Below are 16,423 nucleotides of genomic sequence, written 5' to 3' on the forward strand. Positions count from 1 at the left end.
TTATCCAATACCGCAGGAAACTGCTTTTTTTCAGGCTATGGGATGCTGTTTATGATGGCTTCACGAAGATTGAACGATCATTCGCGTATCTCGGTTGCACTGCTTTCGAATTAAATGTCTGAATTATATGTTTTTAATTTCTGAATAGAATATCGGTGATTAACGAAACGATGCGCTGTATTCATAGCGATTCTAACGCTTAGTTTTCAGTCTTCTAGGGGGTGTTCAGTACCGGTACCACAACATATTGAGGTGTCGAAAAGTGCTGTATAAAAAATAAACAATTTGTTGTGAGTGTTGTCTTTCAAGGGTTCTGTGACATTATTATTGAGTACTTCACAGAGTTATCCACAGAAGTTGTGACTATTTCAGACAGTTAAATCTGCCTGAAAAACACTCTGCATTTATACGTCTAAGTATTTATATTTGCGAATGAAATGTTTTTAGAATGTAAGAGATTTCTGGGAGTAAATAGAACATTTTCAACATGTTACACGACATAAAAAGCCCACCATAGTCAAACCATAGTAGGCCAGAGTTGTATATTAGGTAGCTGTGTTCTGAATAGCGCTTTATGATCAGGCAGCAGCGGCCAGCGCTCCTGTATCCATATTTTTAGCCCGTGCATCCAGCTCTGCCAGCAGGCCAGCCAGGTTATTACGCTCCTGCTCAATGGCTTCCTGGGTTTTTCGGGCGCGCTGGTTACGGTGACGTTCAATCGCTTCAATAATACGCAGCTCTTTTGGACAAACCGGCTTAACGATTTGTTCCGGCTCAGGACTGATTTCCTCGACAACAGGCTGAGGAGCTGCAACGATCTCTTCTTCTATTGCTGTACTTTCTATTGCTGTACTTTCAGGCTCGGCTTCAGGCATCTGCTGAAGATTCTCTGCAGCCTGACTATCACCCGACAGAACCGCATCGGCGGCGGCGGTGATGGCGGCCAGCTGTGCGCTGATATCATCACTCAGGCTGATGCTGTTCATTTGTACTGTGGCATTAGCCTGAGAGCCTGCTGTGGTTTGAATAGGCGCTGCTTTTTTGGCAGCTTCAGCGGCTTCTTTGGCTTTTTCTTCCTCGGCAATTTTTGCCAGGGCAGCCTTGATACTCTCTTTGGTGATCTCTTGTTTGTTGACAGGCTTAGGCGCAGTCGGCTTGCTGCTTGTCGGTGCAGCCTTTGATGGAGAGGCTGTAGCTGTGCTTTTTGAATCGGAGGATTTAATGGTCAGACTTGGTGGTGTTTCACTATCAGAGCCTTCTCTGGAGAAAATGGCTGCCAGCTCTTTTTCGATAGATGATTTGCGCTGACGGGTTTTCTTCTTCGGAAGAATTTTGACGGTACTGGTTTTGTAGCCTCGCAGGCTCTTGGCCCCAAAATGGTCAATGGCTTCCTGCTCCAGCTCAAGCAGTTCCTGACGATCTTCGGCTCTGTCCCACTCATCAACGGTAAAAGCATCTTCACCGTTGACTCTTATCTCGCGATAAAGTGGGTAGTCCAAGTCTTGCTGAGCTGCAGCCACCATTTTTTCCCACTGGCTTTCAAGCTCGTTACGGGTACTGCCGACATAGACTTGACCTGTGATGTTGCTGGTGACGGTGAAGATAATCAACGCTGAAGAACCTTTCTATGACGATAACAGGCGCGCAATTATACCTGCCGATTTGCAACTGGGTAGTGGGTATTGTTCAGTATTTTTCGGTATGTTTATTGCTTGATGAATAAATAGGCATTATTTCAACTGATTCTTCATGTTAGTTGCCGAAATTTCTACTTTTTCTACAGTGAAATATAAGAAAAATAACTTTTAATTTCTGAATCCGTATCTCGGGAAACCACTTCATTTTGTCCATGGAGGGGCAAATGACCAGACTTTATCTCCCAACCTGTTATCAGTCTCTGGTGCTATCCGGAATCATCTCTTTATCGGTTTGTGCAACGCCTGTAGTCGGTGAAGAACCGGTGGTGGCTGATACCTTTGTATTGCAGCAGCGTTATGGGGCTGCCTGTCTGGAAGTAACCACCAGTGATCTGGATTGGGGTACCTGTGTCTATCAGGAACCGGATGACAGTAGTAAGTGTTATCCACGCAACCGGACAGCCCTTATCAGCTGTGATGCTGAGAAGCCTGAACAACTATGGACTTATGATTTCGCAGCAAAAGCGATTCACAGCAAAGCCTATCCGGTCTCTATGTGTCTCAGCAGAATGGTGGATTCGGTTGAGCTTCTGCCTTGCAATCGCACTATTCCCGGTCAGGTCTGGACATTTGATCAGTTGGGCTTGTTGTCCAGTGCTGTAGACAAAGACGGTCGTGGCAGTTACCTGAATTTGTTGAAAGGCGATAACGTTGTTATTCAGCCTTTGCAGTTCAAGTATGTTTATTATGGCCAGTGGCAATGCTTTCTGAACCCGGCTAATAGTGAGAAAGTGTGTAGCACATTGGAGTTTGGAGATAATGTAATCTGGCTGCCTGACAGTGGTGATGATCAGGAACAGGAGCCAAGGGAGGCTCCAGAACAGGAACAAGAGCAGGAGCCGGAAGAGGGACAGATTCCGTCTTCTGGGCCAGTGACCTGGGAAGACAAGCCTGACAATCTCTATTGGTTGTCAGAATGGCTAACCAGTGATCTCCGTCTTTCGGTAAGAGAAAGCACATCCTGTCTTGGGCTAGACCTGCCTGAAGGGTGTGAATCAGGTGTTATACAAGGTGAGCAGTGTTATGTGGGAGCCGGGGTTGTTGTGAAACCCTGTGATGGTGATGACCGCATCTGGCGTTTTGACCTGGTTAATAAACGACTGTTCAACAAGCTGGCGGGGTATAGCTACTGTTTGACATGGATGAATCAGAAGTTATCTCTACAGAGCTGTTTTGCCGGAGGAGCCATAGAGCAAAAATGGTATTTTGCCCGGAGAGATCACCGGGCAGTATTCGACTTTAAGCAGCTACGGTTCTTCAGTCTCAGAGCAAGCTACAGCTATCTTAAGTCTCTTAAGGCACCTGAGCTGCCCCCAGGAGAGGAGTTTGAAGTGGAGTACTCTCTGGTACCTCGTTCTTCGCCTGATGAGAGTTGTGGACTTGACCCGGTGACAGGCAGCCCGATGAGTGACTGCCCCTGAATTGTTAAGTTAAACACTCAGATCCAGCGCCATAACAATAGCGTCTTCCGATGGGTGAAGCCCGGTTGCCGGGTAATAGTTTTTGCGTCGGCCAATTTCACTCAGTCCTTCATTCAGGTACAGATTAAATGCTGATACATTGGATTCCCTGACTTCCAGAAACAGTGTATTGGCGTGCTGGCGAGCCTGTTCAATCAGATACTGCAGTAATTGTCTGCCATAGCCTTTGCCCTGGCAGGCTTTGCTGATCGTAATGATCAGCAAATGCGCTTCATCGGCAACAGTCATTAGCACACCATGTCCAATGTGCTGGTCATTGAGACTGACGATGCAGCAGATATATCCGGTTTTGCCCAGACTGTCTTCAAAGTGACGGGCTTTCCAGGGGTGTTCGCTGGCTTCAGTCTCCACCCGGGTAACGCAGGGGAGATCCTGCAGAGTCATATCGCGAAAGGACAGCATATTGGGTGGTATCAATTCTCTTCAGTGGAAGGCTTTGGTAATGGAGACTGGTCAGTCAGCAGGGGCTTCAGGTCTTTCCAGGCTTCAGCCTTCAGGGTGGGTAGTTTCATGAGTTCGTTCAGTCCGTGACTGACAGCAAAGCGCTGCTCGGCATGCATGCCGGGCTGGACACCTCGCAGTTCTTCGAAACTGCGCTCAGGCTCTATAACAAAACGGGCGGCAGCCGGACCAAAGAGCAACACCAGTTTACGACGTGCCAGCCCGAACTGGTTGCTCAGGTAAGCGCATACAGCGTCAGTGGCGGCATGGTCGTCCTGATCCATCTGTCCAATCAGACCGACATTTCCCAGAGGCCATACAAATTCACCCATGGGCAGGTCGGGCTGAGAGGTGTGCCTGATCCCACGTAAGATGTCGTTTAACAGGCGCATGTGGAAACGTGTGAACTGGTTCAGGCCCGAATGCGGCATTTCTGCAATCACCAGACACTCGTCATTGGGTGCTAGGGTTACCAGGCGGAATTTGCTGGTGGCAGGCGCTGGTTTACCCTTTTTAGCGGTTGCAGGTGCTTTCGACTCCTGCTTTTCTGGTTGCTTTGCAGGAGTCGTCACCAGCGTTGGGCGCACAGGTGGCTCCGGCACCGGTTCAGGCTGCTCCAGATGCTCCGGTAAGCCCAGTGCCAGCATGGCTTCCCGGGCGGTAAGCTCCTGAACCTCTTCCAGCTCAGTGACCGCTTCCGGAAAATCGAAATCGCGATGAGCCAGGGCGTTAGGCAGGACGGTGCGAGGGAACCACGTCTGTATTCCCATCGCATCCAGATAGTCCTGTCGACTCTGTTCTGTAATCCTGCCAGTCATTAACGGTCAGACATTTCCTGTTTGAGGGTTGGTTTTGCTGTGATCCGATTCCAGCAGGTTAAGCGCATTGATATAAGCCTTGGCAGACGCAATGACAATGTCAGTGTCGGCGCCAGAGCCATTCACAATGCGGCCTTCCCTTTCCAGGCGAACGCTGACGTCGCCCTGAGAATCGGTACCACTGGTAATTGCGCTGACATTATACAATGCCAGACGGGCGCGTGAATTGGCAATTGTTTCAATGGCTTTGAAAATGGCGTCTACGGGGCCATCCCCCTGGCTGCGCACTTCTGTTGCCTCGCCATCAATGTTGATAACAAGCTTCGCCTCCGGCATGGCTCCGGTTTTGGAGTAGGCCTGCAGATCAACCAGCTGGTATTTTTCCTGAAGGGAGGTGTTGCGAACGTCACTCACTAAGGCTTGCAGGTCGTCGTCAAAAATGTCTGATTTTTTGTCTGCCAGCACTTTGAAGCGGGCAAATGCTTCATTCAACTCTTCCTGATCTGCAAATGTGATGCCCAGTTCTGTCATTCGTGTCTTAAATGCATTTCTGCCAGACAGTTTCCCCAGCGTCAGGCGGTTCGCGTTCCAGCCTACGTCTTCTGCTTTCATGATTTCATAGGTTTCACGGTGCTTCAGCATACCATCCTGGTGAATACCGGATTCGTGGGCAAACGCGTTGGCACCCACAATGGCTTTGTTGGGCTGAATCGGAAAGCCGGTAATACCGGAAACCAGCCGCGAGGCGGGCACGATTTGAGTGGTATTGATTCCGGTTGTCACGTTCAGTTCATCTTTACGGGTCTTGATGGCCATAACAATTTCTTCAAGGGAAGCGTTACCTGCCCGTTCGCCCAGGCCGTTGATGGTACATTCTACCTGACGCGCACCATTAACCACCGCAGACAGGGAGTTGGCAACGGCCAGTCCCAGGTCGTTATGACAGTGAACCGAGAAGACCGCTTTGTCAGCATTGGGAATGCGCTTGATCAGCTGTCCAACGGTGTGACCAAACTGGTGGGGTATCGCGTACCCGACGGTATCTGGAATGTTGATGGTCGACGCACCGGCATCAATAGCTGCTTCAATAATACGACAAAGGAAATCCAAATCTGAACGACCTGCGTCTTCACAGGAAAATTCCACATCATCTATCAGGTTGCGAGCATGTCTGACGGCAAAAACGGCCTGTTCAACGACTTGTTCCGGAGTCATGCACAGTTTGTGCTTCATGTGAATGGGCGACGTGGCAATAAACGTATGAATACGCCCCCGATCAGCAGGTTTTAAGGCTTCTGCTGCCCGGTCAATATCTTTTTCCAGAGCCCGCGACAGGCTGCAGACGGTGCTGTCTTTAATGGTTTCGGCAATGCTTTTGACGGCATCAAAGTCGCCGGGGCTGGCCATGGCAAAGCCCGCTTCAATCACATCCACTTTCAGCATTTCCAGCGCTTTGGCTATGCGCAGTTTCTCATCTTTGGTCATTGATGCGCCGGGGCTTTGTTCACCATCTCTCAGGGTGGTGTCAAAAATAATCACTTGATCGTTGTTCATGATGGGGCTCCTGAATTTTTTGGAATAATTAGGAATTTGTTGTTAGTCATGACCCGGTCAGCCTTCTAACAGGCGTTACCCACTGTCGTCATGGAACGTTTTTTATGCGTGATCTGGTATTTAAGTGACCCGTTCAATATTGACGGTTCTTAATAGATCTGGGTCGAAGGTGAAGATAGATAGTCTGCTCAAGGCAGCAGCAGAAGCATGCGGGAAGGCAGGAACAGGTTCTTGATGCTTTTTATGGAACGAGTTATGGAACGAGTTATGGAACGAGTTACGGAACGAGCTGTAGGACTGGTTGTGGAATAAGCGCAGATCAACCGGCTGACCGGCTGATTGACTATACCTGTATTGGCTGTGCTTGCAGAGTTCATCTTATTGGTTCGCGCTGTAGGTATTTTTACTTCTCTTTTCGGCACTATATAGTCATCTGTTGGATTTGCCAAGCGCTTGTGAACAATGGAGACTACAAGGTCAAATTGAGAGTGGCTGAGTAAAAATTAAGGACGCAGTTCAATGACGATAACAAAATCACGCTGGCAGAAACTGTTGCCCATGACGGGGCTGGGGGTATTGCTGACGCTTGGTGGTTGTGCCATGAGTCCTCAGGCGATAAAGATTAACCCTTCTGTCACTGTGGCTGAGTCGACCAGGGATACTCTCAGCTCAAGCGTATCGGTGATGGTTTTCGATGAACGCCTGACCCCCGTTATTGGTCATCGTGGCGGTGTATACGACACTAATGTGATTACCGCCAGAGATAACCTGCCTCTGGCTCTGCGTTCTGCGGTTGAACGGGGGTTACGGGAGATGGGAGTCTCTGTTGTCACATCCGGGAACGCACCGCAGTTTCAGGTGTATCTGGATGCGCTGGAATACAGAGTTCCTGAGGGTAGCTATGTAACGCGGGTTGAAGTCAAGGCAAAAATCCGGGTTGCAGTCATGCATACTGGCAAGCGTTTTGAAGGCTCTTACAGTGCCGATATCTTGGAACGGGTTCCCAAGGCTCCTTCGGACAAAAAAAATGAAGAGCTGGTGAATCAGGTATTGAGCGATGTGTTGGAACGTTTGTTTGCAGATCAAAAGCTACAGGGTTTTATGAAATCTCTTTAATGCCACGCGCAGCGAGCAATTATTCTGTGGATCATTTCAAAGTGATAATGTTAAATCGCTAAATAGCTTGATCAGTTACATTGAGAAAATCGAAACCACCTGAAAAACCAGCGTAAGAACTGTCAATCATTACGGCTGGTATTTCAGATGCACTTTCTATAAAGGTGTGTCAGGCCTTGAGAGGTTGCTCCAGCCAGCTGCTCAGAAGTCTGGCCCATTCCGGATTGTCATTCAGGCAAGGGATCAGTTCAAGGGATTCGCCGCCGGCTTTAATAAATTCTTCTCTCGCTTCTATGCCAATTTCTTCCAGCGTTTCCAGGCAGTCTGCAACAAAAGCCGGGCAGATGACCAGCAGCTTTTTAGCGCCCTGTTCTGCCTGCTGCCTGATGGTGTCCAGAGTGGATGGCTCCAGCCATTTATCCCGACCCAGTTTCGATTGAAACGCCACGCTGTACTTGTCCACGGGGATATCGGCTTTCTCCACAAAGCTGGCAGAAGTCCGGTAAATCTGGTGTCTGTAACAGGTGTGGTGGGCAGAAGAAGGTTTATGACAGCAGTCGTCTGATTTCAGGCAGTGGCTGCGGGTTGGGTCATCTTTTCTGATATGCCGTTCAGGTACTCCGTGGTAACTGAATATCAGGTGGTCATAGTCTTTTTCCAGCCAGGGTCGGGCGCTGTTGACCAGGGCATCAATATAATCATCATGGTCATAAAACACTGGATGTATATTGAGCGAAATGGGTAACTGATTGTCTGAAATAATAGCCTGAGCTTTCTCAATGACGGTTTTAACCGTTGACATGGCGTAGTGCGGGTAAAGGGGGAACAGCAGCAGCTCTTTTATTTCAGGCTTGCTTGCCAGCTTGACGATGGCGTTTTCCATATCTGGACGGCCATAGCGCATAGCCAGTTCAACCGGCATGTCGGTGTGTTTGCGAACCTGTTCCAGCAGCCGGTAGCTGATGTTGATCAGTGGCGACCCTTCATCTGTCCACACGGAAGAGTAAGCTTCAGCCGATTGTGCCGGTCTTTTGGGCAGAACAAACAGGCTGACAATCAGTCGGCGCAGCGGCCAGGGCAGGTCGATGACATTCTTGTCCATCAGGAACTCGTCCAGATAGCGACGAACGTCTTCTTCTGTCGGGCTGTCCGGTGAACCCAGATTGACCAGTAACGCTGCCTTTGCTTCCATACATCCACACCATTTGTTGAAGGGCTTACAGACCCGCGATTATAGCTAAGTTTATTGAACCCTATGGCTCCACCTGTCGGGAGCTGTATTTCAAGACACAATATCCAACAATGGCTGACAGGAATGACCCGGCAAGAATACCAATGCGATCCGTGGCCAGATAGTCAATGCCCAGTTTTTCAAAGGCGAGGGAACCAATAAACAGGCTCATGGTAAAACCGATACCGCAAAGGATCGATAAACCATAGAGTTGAGTCCAGTTGGCTCCGGGCGGCATTTTGGCAATGCCGGCTTTGATGGCAACATAGCAGAAGGTGAACACCCCCAGCTGTTTGCCCGCAAACAGGCCCATCATGATTCCCAGTGGAATAGGGGTAAAGAGTGATTGAAGCTGTGGCAGGCTCAGCTCAATGCCTGCGTTAGCAAAAGCGAATATAGGCAGAATGACATAATTCACCGGGCTGTGCAGTTTGTGTTGCAACGCTTTAAGTGGAGACCGGCCCTTTCTGTCCCGGAGGTTTAACGGAATGGTGAAAGCCAGCAATACACCTGCCAGGGTAGCGTGTACACCGGATTTCAGAACACATATCCAAAGCAGTGCACCGACAAACAGATAGGGGCCGGTTTTGGCCACATTCATACGGTTCATGATGACCAGGGTCGCGAGAAAGATAGAACCGAGTATCATGGACGCGACAGACATTTCTGATGTGTAAAACAGGGCAATGATAACGATGGCGCCCAGATCATCAAAAATAGCCAGCGCCAGCAGGAACGTTTTTAAAGAGGTCGGCACCCGCTTTCCCAGAAGTGCCAGAACGCCTACAGCAAAAGCAATGTCAGTGGCGGCAGGGATGGCCCAGCCTTGCATGGCAAGCGGATCTTTGTAATTAAAAATCGTGTAAACCAGGGCGGGGATAACCATACCGCCAATAGCTGCAACACCGGGCAGCGCGATTTGTGCCGGAGTGCTCAGGTCACCCCTGATAATTTCATATTTTACTTCCAGACCGATTAGCAGAAAGAAAACAGCCATCAGGCCATCATTGATCCAGAGTAACAGAGGTTTGTTGATTTCCAGTGAGCCAATGCTGAAGTTGACGGGTAACTGCAGAAGCAGATTGTAATAGTCAGCCAGTGGCGAGTTGACGGCAATCTTGGCAAGAATGGCCGCAACAATCAGTAGAACGCCAACAGCGTAATCTTGTCGTAAAAAGTGGTGTAGCCGTCGTAAATGCATTGCGACTTCCGTTATTGTCTTTTTAAGTATGACCTTGCTGTAACTGGCAGGTCATACCAAGAATGCAGGTCTACATGGGTAAATTGACAGCAGCTTTCTGGTTAAACACATAAGATGCACACCGGGCATAGTAACAGGGTTCTCTGAAAAACAAAGAGCAGAGTACATGAGACCTTAACTGTCGTTTAAAAGTGGTCAATCAAAAAGATGTCTGATGGAGGGATTATAAGACCGGTAACGCCTGATCGGAAGCAGTTTGTTAGTAAAAACACTTAGCAGAGTTGCTTGATAATTCCCATCAGGCGTTCAAAATTGTCAGAAAAGAGTCGTCAGAAAGCTTGTCACAAAGCTTGTTACAAAGAGAGTTGCCCCTGAGTTACCCGGTCGTGTCCTGACAGATCCAGAATGGTTGAAATCCTGCTGAATCCAGCCTGTCGCATCAACTGCTGTATGGCTTCAGCTTGGTGATAGCCATGTTCCAGCAAGAGCCAGCCGCCATTGTGCAGTCTGGAAACAGCCTGCTGAATGATAATGCGAATGTCGTTTAAACCATCAGTGCCCGATGCCAGGGCTGTTTCGGGTTCAAAGCGAACATCGCCCTGACTCAGATGTTCGTCATCACAGCAGATATAAGGCGGATTGCTGACAATCATGTGGTAATTGTCGTCTGGAAGCGCTTCACACCAGCTGCCCTGATAAAAAGTCACATTATTAATGCGATTGCTCCGGGCATTCTGTTTAGCCAGCTTGACAGCGTCCCGAAACTTATCAACTCCGACCACTGTCCACTGTCGTCGCTCACTGGCCAGTGCCAGTGCAATGGCGCCGGTGCCTGTCCCCAGGTCTGCCACCGTGGCATTTTCCGGCAGTTCTTTTGTCAGTGCCTGTTCAACCAGCAGTTCGGTATCAGGACGGGGAATTAGCGTGGCCGGTGAAACCGCCAGTTTCAGCGTCCAGAAATCCCGCTCCCCGGTCAGGTAGGCGACGGGGGTTCCTTTTTGACGTTGTGCAACCAGCAATCTGAAATCAGACAGCTGTTGCTCGTTCAGTTCATGCTCTGGCCAGGTAAACAGAAAACTGCGGTCTTTCTGAAGGATGTGGCACAGCAGGACTTCTGCGTCCAGACGGGCTGTTTCACTGTCTGTCAGAAGGTCTGTTGCCCAGCTCAGTAGTCGATCAACCCGGTAGCTATTTAGGCAGCTATTTCGGCAGCTATTTTGAAAGCTAGTCATTGGACAGACCTGTCAGCAATTCTGCCTGATGTTCCTGTAACAGAGGTTCAACCACCGGGTCGAGGTCGCCTTCGATGATTTCAGACAGTTTGTACAGCGTCAGGTTGATGCGATGATCGGTAACGCGTCCCTGGGGGTAGTTATAGGTACGGATTCGCTCGGAACGGTCACCGCTGCCCACCAGGCTCTTACGGGCATCGCTGATCTCTTTGGCGGCGGCCTCATCCTGTGCTGTTTGCAGTTTGGCCGACAGCAGTGACATCGCCTTGGCGCGGTTCTTGTGCTGGGAACGCTCGTCCTGACATTCCACCACAATGCCGGTTGGCAGGTGGGTCAGGCGGATGGCAGAATCGGTGGTGTTGACGTGCTGACCACCGGCACCGGAGGAGCGGAAGGTGTCTACCCGCAGGTCTTCCTTCCTGATCTCAATGGCTTCCTGTTCGTCCGGCTCAGGCATAATCGCTACGGTGCAGGCAGAGGTGTGGATACGCCCCTGAGACTCGGTTTCCGGCACACGCTGAACACGGTGAGCGCCGGATTCAAATTTCAGTCGCCCATAAACCGCATTGCCGACAATGCGGGTGATGATTTCACGGTAGCCACCGTGTTCGCCATCGTTGGCACTGATGATTTCAATTTTCCAGCCCTGCTTCTCGGCATAGCGGGAGTACATGCGGAACAGGTCACCCGCAAAAATAGCGGCTTCGTCACCACCTGTACCGGCACGGATTTCCAGAAAGGTGTTGAAAGCGTCACGGGGGTCTTTTGGCAGCAGCAGCAGCTGAAGGTTCTGTTCCAGACCGGGCAGCTGTTCCCTGCCTTCCTGTAGCTCTTCTTCTGCCATTTCTGCCATTTCAGGGTCATCCTCGGTGATCATGGCCCGGGCTTCTTCCATGTTTTCAATGACCTGGCGGTATTCCTGATAAGCCTGAACCACGGGTTCCAGCTCAGCGTATTCTTTGGACAGTTTGCGGAACTGATCCTGATTGCCAATCACTTCCGGATCGCTCAGCAGTGCAGCAATTTCTTCATAACGATCCAGCAGGTTGTCGAGTTTGGTTGTCAGGTTGCTGCTCAGGCTGACAAAGGTAGAGTCTTTCATTATCAAAGTGTGTTCTCAGTCACTTCAGCACCGGATATTTTGTTGGGTGCCGGGGGAATAACAGGGTGGGCGTAGTGTATCAGGAATCGGACGGGGACGGAGATTTTGACGATTTCGGGGAAATGTTCAGTTGACATCGGTCAGTCAGACTATTTTCAGGTTGGACATTTGTTGTTTCCCGCAGTCTAATAGCCGTGACTTAGCGAAAAAAGCATTGAAATAATAATTAAGAAAAAGCTTATCGAAACTAGCGGAAAACCCCGTACTTTTAGTGCGGGGATGGATAGCGAGCAGTCTGGAAGACTGCTTATAGAAGATACTTGAAGATTTTACATTTTTTGATATAAACTTGTAAGCATGAATAAACGAGCTTTCAAATACAGATTTTACCCAACGCCTGAGCAGGAAACCTTGCTTGCTCAGACGTTTGGCTGTATTCGGTTCGTTTACAACCATATCCTTCGCTGGCGTACTGATGAGTACTACAACAATGGTTGTAGTATTAATTACAATGCCGCCTCGAAGCAGCTTACAGAGCTGAAAAAGAACCCTGAGTACCAGTGGTTGAAAGATGTTTCTTCTGTACCTGTTCAGCAAGCACTACGACACCAGCAAACCGCCTTCAAAAACTTCTGGGAAGGTCGGGCGAAATACCCCACTTTCAAAAAGAGACACGCAAAGCAGAGTGCTACTTTTGCCGCTTCTGCTTTCAAGTACAAAGAAGGTCAGCTATTCATAGCTAAAAGCAAAGAGCCTTTGAATATCCGCTGGAGCAGAGAGCTATCGTCAGAGCCTACCAGCATAACCATCAGCAAAGACAGAGCTGGACGCTACTTTGTATCCATGCTGTGCGAGTTTGAAGCTAAACCAATGCCTATTTCTAACAAGACAGTGGGCATTGATTTAGGCTTAAATGATCTGTTCGTCACTTCAGACGGCCAAAAATCCGGTAATCCAAGACACACCAAGCGCTACGAGCAAAAGCTCGCCTACCTTCAGCGTAAGCTGGTGAAAAAGCAGAAAAGCAGTAACAACCGAGCTAAAGCAAAGCTCAAGGTTGCCCGCCTTCATGCGAAAATAGCTGATTGCCGGATGGATGCTACTCATAAAGCATCCCGCAAACTAATTAACGAGAACCAAGTTGTTTGTGTAGAGTCCCTGAATGTGAAAGGCATGATCAAAAATCCAAAACTGGCAAAGCATATAGCTGATGCAAACTGGGGTGAATTTGTACGGCAGTTGCAGTACAAAGCCGAGTGGGCAGAAAGGATTGTTGTTCAGATAGACCGATTCTTTCCCAGCTCCAGGCGTTGCTCCAGTTGCGGATTCATCCATGAAAGTTTGCCGTTGTCTATCCGTGAATGGAAATGCCCGAAGTGCAATACCCTTCACGACAGGGATATTAATGCGGCAATCAATATCAAAACCGCCGGGCTGGCGGGGTTGGCCTGTGGAGCGACTGGAACGGGGGTTGCAGCCTAGCTGCAATCTAGAGAAGGCGTGTCGAAGCAGGAAGCCTGTTTGGTGACGAACAGGAATCCCCGTCCTTCAGGGCGGGGAGGATGTCAAGAAGGGATACCTATCAGCATGGCTACCGGCAGTGTTAGTGACCTTTGTCACAGGCAGTATTGCCCATAGCCAGTTTGTAATCGCTGACCTTGAACAGATCGGCATCTCAATTTCTGTTACTTCACGTGTTTACACCACCATTGACGACCTGATGGGTTTGTTGCCGGGGTATGGCACTGTTATTGCCATTGGTTTGCTGCCAGCCTTCGGATTTGCTGGTTGGGTCAGAAGAAAGCTGCAGACAGGTCTGTGGATTTTCCCCCTGGCCGGTTTTGTCACCATGCTCACGATTTTTGCAGCCATGTATCCACTGATGGAGATCAGTTTGATCGCCGGGGCCAGAAGTACCGCAGGGCTGGTCTGTCAGTGTCTTGCCGGAGCCCTGGGTGGCCTGGTGTTTGTTGCGATAAAGAAACCGGAGGAGGGAGGTGCATGATCATGGATAAGTGGCCAGTTACGACAGATAAAGACAGGGCAGGAGTCGCTGTTAACCGATCTGGAGCAGCGTTTACGCCATATTGAAGTGGACACAGAGGGGGCGATTTATCTGCTGACTGACCAGGGCAACCTGCTTAAAGTGACCAGAAAGCAGTAAAAGTCAGGCAATAAAGAGCTATTCTTAACACCCATCTTCAGATGGCTTTTTGGGAAGAGGTAGGTGTAACGTGTATGAGGATTATGTCACTTTAACCGACAGTAATAAAATCCATGATACTACCCTGCTCAAGGGCGCCAGCCTTAGAGACGCAGGGGAAAGTTCGATGAGTCTCGGTGCGAAAAAATATTTTTCGGGCTATGTTTTTTCTGCCAGCAGACAGCCCCCCGAGGTCATTTTTGAAGAGGGTTTGACGTTCACGCCCAGGGTGGGCGGAGCAGCGCGGGTGGATAGTCTGGTTCGCGCCTCCTCCGGTTCGAGTAGCTTTAATCAGTCGGCTGCCGGTGTCTCGACTACCATTTGCTCTCACGTGGCTGGCTGGTTTTTTTATGACAGTACTGGCTATGTGTACCTGATTAATGCAAACTCCTTCAGTGGCTTTGCCACTCCTAACGCTCCACAGTCCGTGCTCTACGGTTTTCACAATCACCTGCTCGACAAAGTATGTGATGTGAATTTTACCCATCCGATTTTTAATAATTTTATTGTCGGTGTCGTCTGGCCCAGTGACAACTACACCCCGATGGATGGTGGCTGGAGCGGATCGCCACCGACGGCACTCAAGCTGGCGGTCAACCCGAACTATGAAAAGACAAACGCCTCGGACTCCATAGAGGCTATCGTCAAACTCTTTAGTAGGGATGAATGGTAATGGCTATCAGAGACAGGGCTTCCTTCTGTCTTTACTGGATCAGCTGAATTCAACCGCATCTCTGGTTTTTCGCTCTTCAGGCTGCTTTTCCTGAGAGGTATCTTCTGCCACTTCTACTGTTTTTATGGCAAGCTGATTAGCGGCTGTCGTTTCTTTGGCTGTTTCAGTCGCCATCATCAGTTCTCGCCTCAGGTAGAAGCCTGCCAGACAAAGCATAACGCCGGTTACGGAGGCGATCAGTGCCAGAGAGCCAAACCAGACCAGGGCAACAATTCCCACCATTTTCCGGTCAACATCGGTGGGGGACTCCTTGCCAAAAGCGTACATAGCCAGTCGGTAAATCTGGTTCTGGTTCATCATGTGGTTGATTTCAGCCTGAACATTACGCTGGTCGTTTTGCAGTAGAAAAACCTTGTCTTCTATCTCGTTGACCTGGACAGTAATGGCATCCAGTTCTGCCTGCTTTCCTTCGCTGTATTCAGTCAGTTCACCTTCCTGGTTCAGCTTGATTGACAGGAAGTTTGCGCGACTTTGGTCAGCATTGACCAGTACATCGCTTTGCAGTCGGGCGTTAGCATCGTCCTGATCGATAATGGCCTGCTTTCTGTCATCAATTTGCTGGTTGATTTCGTCGATGCGCCCTTCGTACTTACTGTTGGCAAAAGCCAGCTGCTGCTTAAGCTGTTCTTCCATGGTGGCCTGCTTGGTCAGGGCGTCTCCCCCCAGGTAGCCGGTAGTGATCTGGTCAATCTGCTGGTTTTTGGCAGCAATCAGGCCCCGGTATTTATTATCAATCGCAGTGCGGGTGAAAAAGTTGGCGCCAGCCAGTGCCTGATTCATCTCCTGCTTCAGTGCTTCCAGTTCCTGTAGCAGGCGTTGGCGTTCATTTCGGCTGTCTGAAAGATTACCCAGCAGTAGTTCAGAAAAGCGATCTTCGATCTGCTGTCGTTCGGTATTCCAGTTGTCGTAGTAGCCATCGCGACGTTCCATCAGGGTCAGGACTTCGGCGTCCAGGGTTTCCTGATAACCATAATCGATGCCACTGATCAATGTTTCTGTTTCAGAATCGATGCGGTTTACACTGGTACGGTATTGCTCATCGATATCAAGCTGCATAGCGTCCGTTTCCTGAACCAGGTCGTCTGCTGTAAACACCTGTACACGTTCCATGCGGCGATTCAGTAATTCGATTTCAGCATCTATGTTTTCAATGTTGTTCTTGCGGGTATCAATGGCGTAGTTAAGGTTCGAAAAGTTGCGCTCAAAACCGTTGAGCATGGTTTCAAAAGTGATGAGACACAGAAAGACGACAAAGAATAAGAATAGTCCGCGCCAGAATACGTTCTTAACCGCCATAAAGGCAAACGTCAGTGGTATTTTACAAAGTTCAACCACTGCCACCAGAAGAAATGGCAGACCTGCCACCAGTATGGATGCGTTACTGCCCAGCAGGCTGGCAGTTTCCTGATTGCTGTAGGACTCGTTGGCGGAAATGGACACCACGATGGCGATGGTCAGCCCGATAAGAACGGCAATAATTTCGACAGTCCATGCCAGGCCGATTAAAAAGCTGGCATACCGACCTTTGTATTTATCTGAAAATGTCATTGCGTCTACAACCTTGTTGTTATTTTTGTGTAGAGGTTGGGGTTCGTTATGTGTTCAGGTATCAGA

Annotated in this window: 15 protein-coding genes; 6 read left to right on the plus strand and 9 right to left on the minus strand. The window is 49.4% G+C overall.

Annotated features, from left to right (window positions below; translation table 11 throughout):
* Positions 1-578: 578 nt before the first annotated feature.
* Entirely contained in the window at positions 579-1,610 is a 1,032-nt protein-coding gene (locus tag NX722_RS28065; protein ID WP_262566105.1) for a GIY-YIG nuclease family protein, read from the minus strand.
* 251 nt (positions 1,611-1,861) lie between these two features.
* On the opposite strand from NX722_RS28065, the gene NX722_RS28070 reads away from it, so the two are divergent.
* A complete protein-coding gene (locus NX722_RS28070) occupies positions 1,862-3,118 on the plus strand; it encodes an RICIN domain-containing protein (RefSeq protein WP_262566106.1) in 1,257 nt (418 codons plus the stop codon).
* 9 nt (positions 3,119-3,127) lie between these two features.
* Here the strand turns inward: NX722_RS28070 and rimI are convergent, their stop codons facing one another.
* The 3 genes from rimI to NX722_RS28085 are packed head-to-tail and all read right to left on the minus strand — an operon-like array spanning position 3,128 to position 5,991.
* Positions 3,128-3,580, minus strand: coding sequence for a ribosomal protein S18-alanine N-acetyltransferase (gene rimI, locus NX722_RS28075; protein ID WP_262566107.1), 453 nt, complete (start codon positions 3,578-3,580; stop codon positions 3,128-3,130).
* An 11-nt stretch (positions 3,581-3,591) separates the two neighbouring features.
* Positions 3,592-4,437, minus strand: coding sequence for a uracil-DNA glycosylase family protein (locus tag NX722_RS28080; RefSeq protein ID WP_262566108.1), 846 nt, complete (start codon positions 4,435-4,437; stop codon positions 3,592-3,594).
* Between the two features lie 6 nt (positions 4,438-4,443).
* The gene (locus NX722_RS28085) at positions 4,444-5,991 is read right to left on the minus strand and encodes a 2-isopropylmalate synthase (protein WP_262566109.1); all 1,548 of its coding nucleotides are present in this window, start codon (positions 5,989-5,991) and stop codon (positions 4,444-4,446) included.
* A 519-nt stretch (positions 5,992-6,510) separates the two neighbouring features.
* Between NX722_RS28085 and NX722_RS28090 the strand changes: the two genes are divergently transcribed.
* Positions 6,511-7,107, plus strand: a complete 597-nt coding sequence (locus tag NX722_RS28090) for a YajG family lipoprotein (RefSeq protein WP_262566110.1) — start codon at positions 6,511-6,513, stop codon at positions 7,105-7,107.
* Between the two features lie 169 nt (positions 7,108-7,276).
* Here the strand turns inward: NX722_RS28090 and hemH are convergent, their stop codons facing one another.
* The 4 genes from hemH to prfA all read right to left on the minus strand — a co-directional run bounded on the left by hemH (position 7,277) and on the right by prfA (position 11,849).
* On the minus strand, positions 7,277-8,299 hold the full coding sequence (gene hemH, locus NX722_RS28095) for a ferrochelatase (protein ID WP_262566111.1): 1,023 nt from the start codon (positions 8,297-8,299) through the stop codon (positions 7,277-7,279).
* A 61-nt stretch (positions 8,300-8,360) separates the two neighbouring features.
* The gene (gene nhaA / locus NX722_RS28100) at positions 8,361-9,539 is read right to left on the minus strand and encodes a Na+/H+ antiporter NhaA (RefSeq protein ID WP_262566112.1); all 1,179 of its coding nucleotides are present in this window, start codon (positions 9,537-9,539) and stop codon (positions 8,361-8,363) included.
* Positions 9,540-9,892: 353 nt separating this feature from the next.
* Positions 9,893-10,771, minus strand: a complete 879-nt coding sequence (gene prmC, locus NX722_RS28105) for a peptide chain release factor N(5)-glutamine methyltransferase (RefSeq protein ID WP_262566113.1) — start codon at positions 10,769-10,771, stop codon at positions 9,893-9,895.
* The gene (gene prfA, locus NX722_RS28110) at positions 10,764-11,849 is read right to left on the minus strand and encodes a peptide chain release factor 1 (RefSeq protein ID WP_262568749.1); all 1,086 of its coding nucleotides are present in this window, start codon (positions 11,847-11,849) and stop codon (positions 10,764-10,766) included. Before prfA ends, prmC begins: the two co-directional genes overlap by 8 nt.
* Before the next feature lie 381 nt (positions 11,850-12,230).
* Here prfA and NX722_RS28115 point away from each other — a divergent pair, with 381 nt between their 5' ends.
* The 4 genes from NX722_RS28115 (at position 12,231) to NX722_RS28125 (ending at position 14,749) form a co-directional block, all read left to right on the plus strand.
* A complete protein-coding gene (locus NX722_RS28115; protein ID WP_262565795.1) occupies positions 12,231-13,355 on the plus strand; it encodes an RNA-guided endonuclease InsQ/TnpB family protein in 1,125 nt (374 codons plus the stop codon).
* 124 nt (positions 13,356-13,479) lie between these two features.
* A complete protein-coding gene (locus NX722_RS28120) occupies positions 13,480-13,878 on the plus strand; it encodes a hypothetical protein (protein ID WP_262566114.1) in 399 nt (132 codons plus the stop codon).
* 27 nt (positions 13,879-13,905) lie between these two features.
* The gene (locus NX722_RS29060) at positions 13,906-14,037 is read left to right on the plus strand and encodes a PQQ-dependent sugar dehydrogenase (protein ID WP_407648088.1); all 132 of its coding nucleotides are present in this window, start codon (positions 13,906-13,908) and stop codon (positions 14,035-14,037) included.
* Between the two features lie 70 nt (positions 14,038-14,107).
* On the plus strand, positions 14,108-14,749 hold the full coding sequence (locus NX722_RS28125; RefSeq protein ID WP_262566115.1) for a hypothetical protein: 642 nt from the start codon (positions 14,108-14,110) through the stop codon (positions 14,747-14,749).
* 39 nt (positions 14,750-14,788) lie between these two features.
* Here the strand turns inward: NX722_RS28125 and NX722_RS28130 are convergent, their stop codons facing one another.
* Positions 14,789-16,357 (minus strand): hypothetical protein, encoded by a 1,569-nt coding sequence (locus tag NX722_RS28130; RefSeq protein ID WP_262566116.1) that lies wholly within the window; start codon positions 16,355-16,357, stop codon positions 14,789-14,791.
* Positions 16,358-16,423 lie beyond the last annotated feature (66 nt).

The sequence above is a fragment of the Endozoicomonas gorgoniicola genome (assembly GCF_025562715.2).
In the GTDB taxonomy this organism is placed as follows: Bacteria; Pseudomonadota; Gammaproteobacteria; order Pseudomonadales; family Endozoicomonadaceae; genus Endozoicomonas_A; species Endozoicomonas_A gorgoniicola.

Excerpts from the sequence above, each read along its gene's own strand:
- hemH (WP_262566111.1), bottom strand. The coding sequence starts at position 8,299 with ATGGAAGCAAAGGCAGCGTTACTGGTCAATCTGGGTTCACCGGACAGC.
- nhaA (WP_262566112.1), bottom strand. The coding sequence starts at position 9,539 with ATGCATTTACGACGGCTACACCACTTTTTACGACAAGATTACGCTGTT.
- NX722_RS28080 (WP_262566108.1), bottom strand. The coding sequence starts at position 4,437 with ATGACTGGCAGGATTACAGAACAGAGTCGACAGGACTATCTGGATGCG.
- NX722_RS28115 (WP_262565795.1), top strand. The coding sequence starts at position 12,231 with ATGAATAAACGAGCTTTCAAATACAGATTTTACCCAACGCCTGAGCAG.
- rimI (WP_262566107.1), bottom strand. The coding sequence starts at position 3,580 with ATGCTGTCCTTTCGCGATATGACTCTGCAGGATCTCCCCTGCGTTACC.
- NX722_RS28070 (WP_262566106.1), top strand. The coding sequence starts at position 1,862 with ATGACCAGACTTTATCTCCCAACCTGTTATCAGTCTCTGGTGCTATCC.
- NX722_RS28130 (WP_262566116.1), bottom strand. The coding sequence starts at position 16,357 with ATGACATTTTCAGATAAATACAAAGGTCGGTATGCCAGCTTTTTAATC.
- prmC (WP_262566113.1), bottom strand. The coding sequence starts at position 10,771 with ATGACTAGCTTTCAAAATAGCTGCCGAAATAGCTGCCTAAATAGCTAC.
- NX722_RS28090 (WP_262566110.1), top strand. The coding sequence starts at position 6,511 with ATGACGATAACAAAATCACGCTGGCAGAAACTGTTGCCCATGACGGGG.
- NX722_RS28085 (WP_262566109.1), bottom strand. The coding sequence starts at position 5,991 with ATGAACAACGATCAAGTGATTATTTTTGACACCACCCTGAGAGATGGT.